Here is an 8,559-nt window from a genome sequence, read left to right on the forward strand (position 1 = left end):
CAGCTGGGTCGACAACAAGGGGGAGAAAGACTCCCTGACGACCCAGATCAAGTAAGCGTTAACCCGCAACTTGAAGCAAAAGGCGAAGGGTTCTCCCTTCGCCTTTTTTATTTGCGCACTTTTTATTCCGCCAGTGTGGCAAACCGATAATACTGAAGACACCGAAAAATATTGTCCAGTGACTTCAGTCATTTCAGTATTTTACTGAGTAGCCTGGATCAAGGCGCAACGCGATGAATCCAGGTTTTGCCGGATTTCAGGTGGAACCGCTTCGCTTGTTCCACCCTAACAGGGGACGATCGGATATTGGCCACGTTTATTCAGTGCGACATTGCTATGCCGTTCAATACATCACCGAACACCGATAACACTGAAACAACTACCTCAACAACCCTGACAGTCCCGACTGCCGGTATTCTCCGTCCCCGTCGCAAGTTGTCGTGTGCAACTTATCGTGCGTACAATCGCGACACACTCACAACACGCGACAAACTGATGTCCCAATTACCCGAATGCGTGGAAGTCGGTCCGGCCGATGCGTCACATAGTGTCATCTGGTTGCACGGCCTGGGAGCCGACGGTCATGATTTCGAACCGCTAGTACCGGAACTGGGGCTGGATGACGTGCGTTTTGTTCTTCCCCACGCCCCGGTGCAGCCTGTCACCGTCAACGGCGGCATGCCCATGCGCGCCTGGTACGACATCCGCTCGCCACAGATCCAGCAGGAAGAGGACAGTGAGGGGATCCACGCCTCGCAGGCGATGCTCGAGGCCCTGATCCGCCGCGAACGCGAGCGCGGCATCGCCAGTCGTCGGCTGATTCTGGCCGGCTTTTCCCAGGGCGGCGCCATTGCCCTGCATAGCGGACTGCGCCATGGCGAGCCGCTGGGCGGCATCCTTGCTCTGTCCACCTACCTGCCGCTGGCTGCCACCTTTGAGCAAGAGCGAACACCAATCAACCAGACGGTCCCCATTTTCATGGCCCACGGTAAAAGTGATCCCATCGTGCCCCTGTGGCTGGCCGAGGATTCACGCTATTTTCTGGAACAGGCAGGCTACAGCGTCGACTGGCACACCTATCCGATACAACATCAGGTCGCACTCGACGAAATCGGCGATATCGCGGCCTGGCTCAGAAATACGCTCTCCTGACTTGTCTGGCCGAACCTTCAGTCCTTTTATCCGACGCTCTGGAAAATAACGCGGAGGACGCAAAGACGCAAAGAACGCGGAGATATCTTTTATAAATATCACTTGCAGGTATTACACTGAGTTGTCGCTGCGACGTAACAACCTCTTTGTAAACATGCCCATACCCTATTTACTTTGCGTCCTCTGCGTCTTTGCGTCCTCCGCGTTTCTTCCAGAACCCCAGAGAAGAGCCTTGTAAGCACGGTGGCCGAAATTCTACATTGCGGTGCTTTTTAGCCTCGTCACTCGTACCTCGTACCTCGTCACTGCTTCTGCCAGACCAGCACCCGGTTATTCACCGGCATTTCGATATCGTCGATCAGCGACAACCCCCCGGCCTCGGCGAGTTGCTGAAGATCGTTCCGATCACGTACGCCACTGACCGGATTGCGTTGCCGTAAGCCCACGTCAAATCGTGCGTTGTTTTCACTGGTATGCACGCCATTATATTTGAACGGCCCGTAGAGACAGAAGCGGCCGCCGCTTGCCAGCACGTCCCCCACACCCAGAAACAACGTTTCCACCGCGGGCCAGCTCATGATATGCACGGTATTGGCACTGAAGATGCCATCGAAGGTTTCTCGAGGCCAGTCGGGTTTACGCATATCCAGCACAATCGGCTCTGCAAGGTTGTCACTCTGGGTCTCCGCGAGCCACAGTCCAATGCCCGGCAGGTTTTCCGCCATATCGCTGGGTTGCCAGTGCAGGTGCGGCAAGTGTTCGGCAAAAAAGACCGCGTGCTGACCGGTGCCGCTGCCGATTTCCAGAATAGTCCGGCAATCGGCGAACTGCTGTTCCAGCACCGCGAGAATCGGGCGCTTGTTTTCTTCACAGGCTTCGGCAAAAGGCTTTATCATGAGCGACACCACAGATTAGAAATTCCGATGCGTTTGATCTGCATCAACAACCCGATTCTATATAAGTAATACAGTTACTGCTAATGAATCCGTCATCTAATAAAGGAATCGGCATGCGCATTGTGCTGCTATTTGGCCTGCTGTCAATTGCCCTGGCCGGTTGCCAGGAACCGACTTCAGACGCCGTCGCAGAGCCCGATGGCGCGCAACTGTATGCGCAGCACTGCGCGGCCTGTCACGGTGACAACGGCGCCGGCGGGGTTGGCGTGCCTCTCAATCTCGCGGCATTTCAGTACGGCGTCAGCGATGAATTCCTGAAACTGACCATTCAACACGGCCGGCCCGGTCGGGTTATGCCGGCGTTTTCCGAACTCGGCGAGGCCGAGGTCGACGCCCTTGTCGAACACCTGCGCAGCTGGGCACCGGGTAAACCGGTCATCCCGGCCAACGGCCATATCGACGGCAACCCGCAACGGGGCAAGGCCCTTTACGCACAACACTGCGCCAGTTGCCACGGCAGTCAGGGCGAGGGCGGCGAAGGCACCGGTGTCACTTTTTCACGTCCCCGCGATCTGCCCATCATCGCCCCGGCGCTCAATAACGACGGCTTTCTGGCCGCCGCCACGGATCAGCTGATCAAGGCCGCCGTGGTTAACGGTCGCGAAGGCACGCCGATGACCTCATTCCGCGAACAGGGACTGAGTGATACCCAGATCAACGATATTGTCAGCTATGTGCGCAGCTTTGAAAATCAACCCGATCCCAACCCGGTGGGCAACCCCGATGACGAACCGCTGACCATTGCCTACGACTCACCCTATTCGGTCGAAGAAACGGTCAAGGCACTGGAACGCGCGGCGGTTGGCAGAAACTTTCGTATCATCCGCACCCAGACACTGGAAGATGGTCTGTTTCCCGAGCCGGAACAAAACCCGAATCAGGTGATCGTCTATTTCTGCAACTTTGACCTCGTCAATCGGGCACTGGCGATCGACCCGCGCGTCGGGCTGTTTCTGCCCTGCCGTGTCACGGTGGTGGAGCAGGAAGATGGCGTAAAAGTGATGTCGATCAATCCCAAACGCCTGGCCTATCTGTTCAATAACGCCGAGCTGAACCGGCTGTGCGATGAAATGGTAAAAACCTATTCCAATATTATCGAAGAAGCGACATTCTGATGATGAAACGATTCACCCTGCTGTTTGCCCTGATGCTGCTGCTGTCACCGTTGCAGGCCGCTGACCGTCTGCAAATGGCGCGCACCACCCAGAACTTCCCGGAAGCCATGCTGCAACTGCAGGAAGTGATCAAACAGCACGGTTATACGGTCAGCCGGGTCCAGCGAGTGGACATCGGTCTGACCACGTTCGGTTATCAAACCGACAAGTATCGGGTAGTCTTTTACGGCAAACCCGAACAAATCCGCCGTATGACGGATGAATATCCGCAGCTGATTCCTTATCTACCGTTGAAAATCGCCATTTTCGCCGAAGCGGAAGATACCCTGCTGGTCGCTTCCAGCCCGATGCAATTGCTGGAAACCGATCAACCCGAACTCAACCGGGTATTGAAAGAGTGGGCGGCGGACCTGCTGTCGATCATGAAGTCCATGCGCGGGGAATAAACCGCTTACTGCAGTTCGGCGAGCAACCGTTCCTCGATCATTTTCTTGTACTCGAGAAACCGGACCGTCTGAACCTGGTTACCTGTTTCGTTCAGCAGGTTCGGGGCAAGATCGATATCGGTAATATAAATGGGATACGCCTCACCACTGTGCCGTAACCCCAGAATATGCGCGGCAACCTGGCGATACAGATCCCGGCCATATTCAAGGGTGGAGAATTCACGGTCTTCACAAAACACCGAGAACGCCGGTTTCTCCTCGACGGCACTGACCAGAACCTGCAGCCGCAAATAGCCGGAAGGTTTAACATACTGGTTAAGCGAATGGGGTTTAACGCTTTTCTGCCCCTCGTTGCCGCTGTCGATACGGTAAAACTGAACCTCCGCCATCGCGGTTTCCCCGGAGAACGCTTCCTGGCCGAGTAACAGCTGCCGCTCCTGGATGGAATCAAAGAACTCCTGGTAGTGTCTGATCAGGCCAACCACGTCATAAAACGGTTTGTTCTGCACGGTCAGTGAACCCCGCTCATCCAGGATATACACCGCGACCTGTTCACCTCGCACCTCATAAAAGCACTGAACCATCCCGGGTCGGTTATTCTGGTAGATGACGGGCAATACGTTGTCGGCCAGGCTCTCTTCGTCAAACACCAGGCGACGAAAATGTGCCTGTGGATTACTCAGGTAACGACACAATGCCTGCATATCGCCAACTTTATGATACTGCAGGCTGTCGTTTTCGATGCGCAATACATAGTACGCCGACTCAATACCCAGCACGTATTCAATCTGCTCCACGTTCCCTGCAGTATAAAAACAGTCCAGAATCCCGGCGAACAGATTTTCGATCCGCCGGGCGATGGCGCTGCCCCGATAAGAGGAGAAACTGAATGCATTGATCGGTGGCGGCCGTTTTCCCGAGGCCGGCGGCGCCCATTTGATATAGTCCTGCAAACACTTCATCAATCCGCTGACACCCAGATAACGGTATGTCATCACTTCCTGCCAGCTGTTAACAATCACCTGGTCGACGCTCAAGGCAAGATTCTCGAACAACCCGCCATATTTCAATGCATCCGTGCGGTTACTGGTCAGGTGACGACCCTGTCGTGTCCGGCTGGAGAAAGGATCCAGTCCCACATTCACAAATGTGCCAATTGCTGCGATACGCGCCGGCTGACGTAATTCATGAATCGAGGACTCCTTGAGCACGTCATCCGGAAACAGCCGGCACAGCCGGTCCACAACCTGTTGCAGCTCTTTTTCGGTCAGATCCGTGTCGTCAGTATAGATTCCCATTACCGTGCGCGCATGCAAGATGCGATTGAAATAGCACCAGGCGATCAGCTCCAGCAGGCTGTAGGCACGCCGCAGCGGGCGGGTCACCGCCAGATCCGAGGCGGGAACCACCCCGTTGAATACCATCCAGTACTCGTCACCCTCTTCGCTGAACAAACGATGAAATGACAAATGGCTGGCATACATGTCCGGCGTGATGCCGCGATACATGATCTCGATCTTGCCCGCCTTGCGCTCGAACGCCGCATACAGCTTGCGTCCCAGGATATGCACATCGTCGGCCTTGATCAGGGTTGTTGTATTTCCCTGCTGACGGGTAAATTCCGATAGAAAGCGATAGGTGGTGGTGAATTCGCGAATGATCTGTTTGCGCTCGTCCATCACGCTATCAAGCTTCCATTCATCCCGCCGGTCCAGGCGCAGCACTTTACCGTGCGGCCAGCCCCATTGTTCGACCAGCCGGGTCAGTTGCTCGCGCCGCCAGCGGGTACCCACACTGTCCGGTTCGGAAAGCTTCTCGTTAACCTTGAAATAAAAACTGCGTCGCGCCAGATCAAGCCGTTGCGGTGCCTCTTGCCGTTGAAGATATGTCTCGACCTTGTGCAACATCATACGATAGGGGTCCAGGGCATCGATATCCGGCTCGTCTTCCTGGTAAACCCGGCGTTTGAATTCGACGCACAACAGATCGATGTCGGGAAACTCGCTGGCATAGGCTTCCATTAACAACGTCTTGAGGATTGATTTGTAGGGGGCATTGATTCCCTTGTACAACAACCACAACGAGGCGCCGTAAAATTCCTCCGCGCGAATGGCCGCCAGGCCGCCGAAATCAATATGATCCTTGCTGTGAATATAGCGCTTGCGTTTGATGTCTTCGACATACTCATCGTAGTCCAGCTCATGTTCCGGTGGCACCAGCCACCACAACGGATACCGTCCCGCCAGCAACACCCCGGTACGGTAGAATTCTTCCAGTAACAGGTAATGCTGCATGCTGCCGCTGCTTTCACGGGTCAGCCGGCTGTGCTCGCCCTGGCGAAAACGTTCCGGGTTGACCAGAAACAGGTGCGCCTCGATATCCAGCGTGCGCGCCCATTGCTCGATGCCCTGGGCCTTGAGTTGCAGGGCTTCGAGCTGGTCGGGATCCAGCGCCGGATCATGGCAAACCCAGATATCAAAATCGCTGGTCGGGGAATAGGCGATGGTGCCGGGACTGCCCATCAGATAGAGCGCCTGAATCTCGAAACGCCGATAGGCCCGCTTTTTCAGCTCGAAGCTTTTGGCCAGCCGCCGCGCGGCGCTTAACGCCATGGCATCCGGCGAATAATCGGGGATCCCCGCCGGGGCCGCCTTGTCCACGTAACCGGGCAGCAGGGGATGGTTGATATGAAACAGCAACGGCAGCAGTTGCAGAAACTCCTGCTGCAAGGGGCGCAAATCCCCGCTAATACGCGCCAGCCGGGCCCGGTTGAGACGCTGAAAACGGGTCCGGATAGCCCGAAAATCGGGCAGTTCGGCAAGAGTTGGTTCGATAGGGTCGCGCTGTTCCATCACCCTGAGGTTATCGGCGCCGGCCGTGGTTTCTTCAGTATGGACCGGGGCAGACGTCACATTTCCCAAACCGGCTCGATTCTCCCTTCGCGCGGCGGGGCCGGCCAACCTGCGCAACGCACTTGCACATCGGCCGCTGCGGCGGTAGCTTAGGTCTTCTCTCGCCACAGCAGCGCAACAGGCCTATCGACATGCTCGACAAACTCGACCCCGCCCGGCTCCAGCAGATCGTCCGCGGCAGCCCGACCGGCATTCTTTTGCTGGATAACCAGGGGCGCGTCAGCTGGGTGAACGATGCCCTGGGCGAGATGCTGGGTGAAGTCCGCTGCACGCAACTGCTTAACAAGCGGATCGATGAAGTGCCCGAGCCCCTGTCGGCCCTGTTCGATCTGAGCACCACGTTGCATTTGCCCGGCGATGAACTCCACGAAGATCTGTGGCTGATGGGACATCAGCAACCGCTGCCGGATGACGCCGGCCAGGTACAGTATTTTGTCGACATCACCCCCCTGCACTGGCTGATGCAGGAACGCGATCAGCTCAGGGATGAACTTAATGATGTCATCATGGTGGATAGCGAAACCGGCATGCGTAACCGCAAGGGGCTCTATTACAGTCTTGAGCCGCAACTGTCACGCAGTCGCCGCTACGACCGACCCCTTACCATCATCCTGCTACGCCTCGACTGTCTGGATCGCTTCAAACAGCAATACCAGCGCGAGGATGCCCGGCCGGTGCTGGTTACCCTCAGCCAGCTACTCAGCGATCAGCTGCGCTGGGCCGACATTGTCGGACGCCTGAATGAAACCGACTTCCTGCTGGTGCTGCCGGAAATTCACGCCGAGGACGCCAGTACCGTGGTGGAGAACCTGCGCCAGCAGCTGGCCGAACTGACGATTGACGAACCCGACACCGACGATTTTACCATCACCGCCCGCTTCGGCATTGCCGAATGGCGCAAGGGCGACGATATGAGCCTGCTGCTGATGCGTGCCCGGCAAATGCTCGACGACGACGCCGATCCCCAACCCGCCGAACCCATGTCTCATGGGTAGGGACGAGTGACGAGTTACAAGGGACGAGGAAACCTGTAGGCCCGATAGAACACCCTGCGGGCATCAACTCCGTGGTATCGGGCATTTCTCCGGGTTGCCGGACACCGCTTTGCTATGTCCGGCCTACCCCCTCACCAGAAACCACGAAACAGTTAGATTCATTCTTCGTGTCTTCGCGTCTTCGTGGTGAATATTTTTTCTCGTCACTCGTCCCTCGTAACTCGTTACTGTTCCATTCTGGTACGCACCCGGATGATGGCGGCGCGGACCTGTTCCGGGGCGGTGCCGCCGATGTGGTTGCGCGCGGCGACGGAGCCTTCCAGAGTCAGCACCTCGAACACATCCGGCTCGATCACGTTGGAAAACTGCTGCAACTCATCGAGACTCATCTCGGAGAGATCCTTGCCGTTGTCCACGCCGTAACGCACCGCCTTGCCGACGACCTCGTGCGCATCGCGAAAGGCCACGCCCTTGCGCACCAGGTAATCGGCCAGATCGGTGGCCGTGGAAAAGCCGCTGCGGGCGGCCTCGTAGAGCTTGTCCCGTTTGACGTGAATCTGCGGCATCATGTCGGCATACAGTTTGAGGCAACCCTTGAGATTGTCGATGGTGTCGAACAGCGGTTCCTTGTCTTCCTGGTTATCCTTGTTATAGGCCAGCGGCTGGCCCTTCATCAGGGTCAGCAGGGACATGAGATGACCATAGATACGCCCGGTTTTACCGCGCACCAGTTCGGGAACATCCGGGTTTTTCTTCTGCGGCATAATGCTCGAGCCGGTGCAGAAGCTGTCCCCCAGATCGACAAAATCGAACTGCGCCGATGACCAGAGGATCAGCTCCTCGGAAAAGCGTGACAGGTGCATCATCAGCAGGGAGGCATCGGAGACCAGCTCGATAGCAAAGTCCCGGTCGCTCACTGCATCCAGCGAATTTTCCGCCACACCCTCGAAGCCCAGTTCGCGGGCGGTAAATTCGCGATCGAT

At 56.6% G+C, this 8,559-nt stretch carries 7 protein-coding genes; 4 read left to right on the forward strand and 3 right to left on the reverse strand.

What is annotated here, in order from left to right; all coding sequences use genetic code 11:
• Positions 1-495: 495 nt before the first annotated feature.
• A complete protein-coding gene (locus tag RI563_RS10800) occupies positions 496-1,152 on the forward strand; it encodes an alpha/beta hydrolase (RefSeq protein WP_310694393.1) in 657 nt (218 codons plus the stop codon).
• A 302-nt stretch (positions 1,153-1,454) separates the two neighbouring features.
• Here the strand turns inward: RI563_RS10800 and RI563_RS10805 are convergent, their stop codons facing one another.
• Positions 1,455-2,048, reverse strand: a complete 594-nt coding sequence (locus RI563_RS10805) for a DUF938 domain-containing protein (RefSeq protein WP_310694394.1) — start codon at positions 2,046-2,048, stop codon at positions 1,455-1,457.
• A 113-nt stretch (positions 2,049-2,161) separates the two neighbouring features.
• Here RI563_RS10805 and RI563_RS10810 point away from each other — a divergent pair, with 113 nt between their 5' ends.
• Positions 2,162-3,223 (forward strand): c-type cytochrome, encoded by a 1,062-nt coding sequence (locus RI563_RS10810; RefSeq protein ID WP_310694395.1) that lies wholly within the window; start codon positions 2,162-2,164, stop codon positions 3,221-3,223.
• Entirely contained in the window at positions 3,223-3,669 is a 447-nt protein-coding gene (locus RI563_RS10815; RefSeq protein ID WP_310694396.1) for a DUF302 domain-containing protein, read from the forward strand. The genes RI563_RS10810 and RI563_RS10815 overlap by 1 nt, the downstream gene beginning before the upstream one ends.
• A gap of 5 nt (positions 3,670-3,674) precedes the next feature.
• Here the strand turns inward: RI563_RS10815 and RI563_RS10820 are convergent, their stop codons facing one another.
• Positions 3,675-6,581, reverse strand: a complete 2,907-nt coding sequence (locus tag RI563_RS10820) for a class I adenylate cyclase (protein WP_310694397.1) — start codon at positions 6,579-6,581, stop codon at positions 3,675-3,677.
• A 131-nt stretch (positions 6,582-6,712) separates the two neighbouring features.
• Between RI563_RS10820 and RI563_RS10825 the strand changes: the two genes are divergently transcribed.
• Entirely contained in the window at positions 6,713-7,576 is an 864-nt protein-coding gene (locus RI563_RS10825; RefSeq protein WP_310694398.1) for a diguanylate cyclase domain-containing protein, read from the forward strand.
• Between the two features lie 224 nt (positions 7,577-7,800).
• Here the strand turns inward: RI563_RS10825 and argH are convergent.
• A partial coding sequence (argH, locus tag RI563_RS10830) for an argininosuccinate lyase (protein WP_310694399.1) occupies positions 7,801-8,559 on the reverse strand: 759 nt, incomplete at its 5' end.

Origin of the sequence: Thiohalophilus sp. (genome assembly GCF_031581315.1) — a bacterium.
Taxonomy (GTDB): Bacteria; Pseudomonadota; Gammaproteobacteria; order UBA6429; family Thiohalophilaceae; genus Thiohalophilus.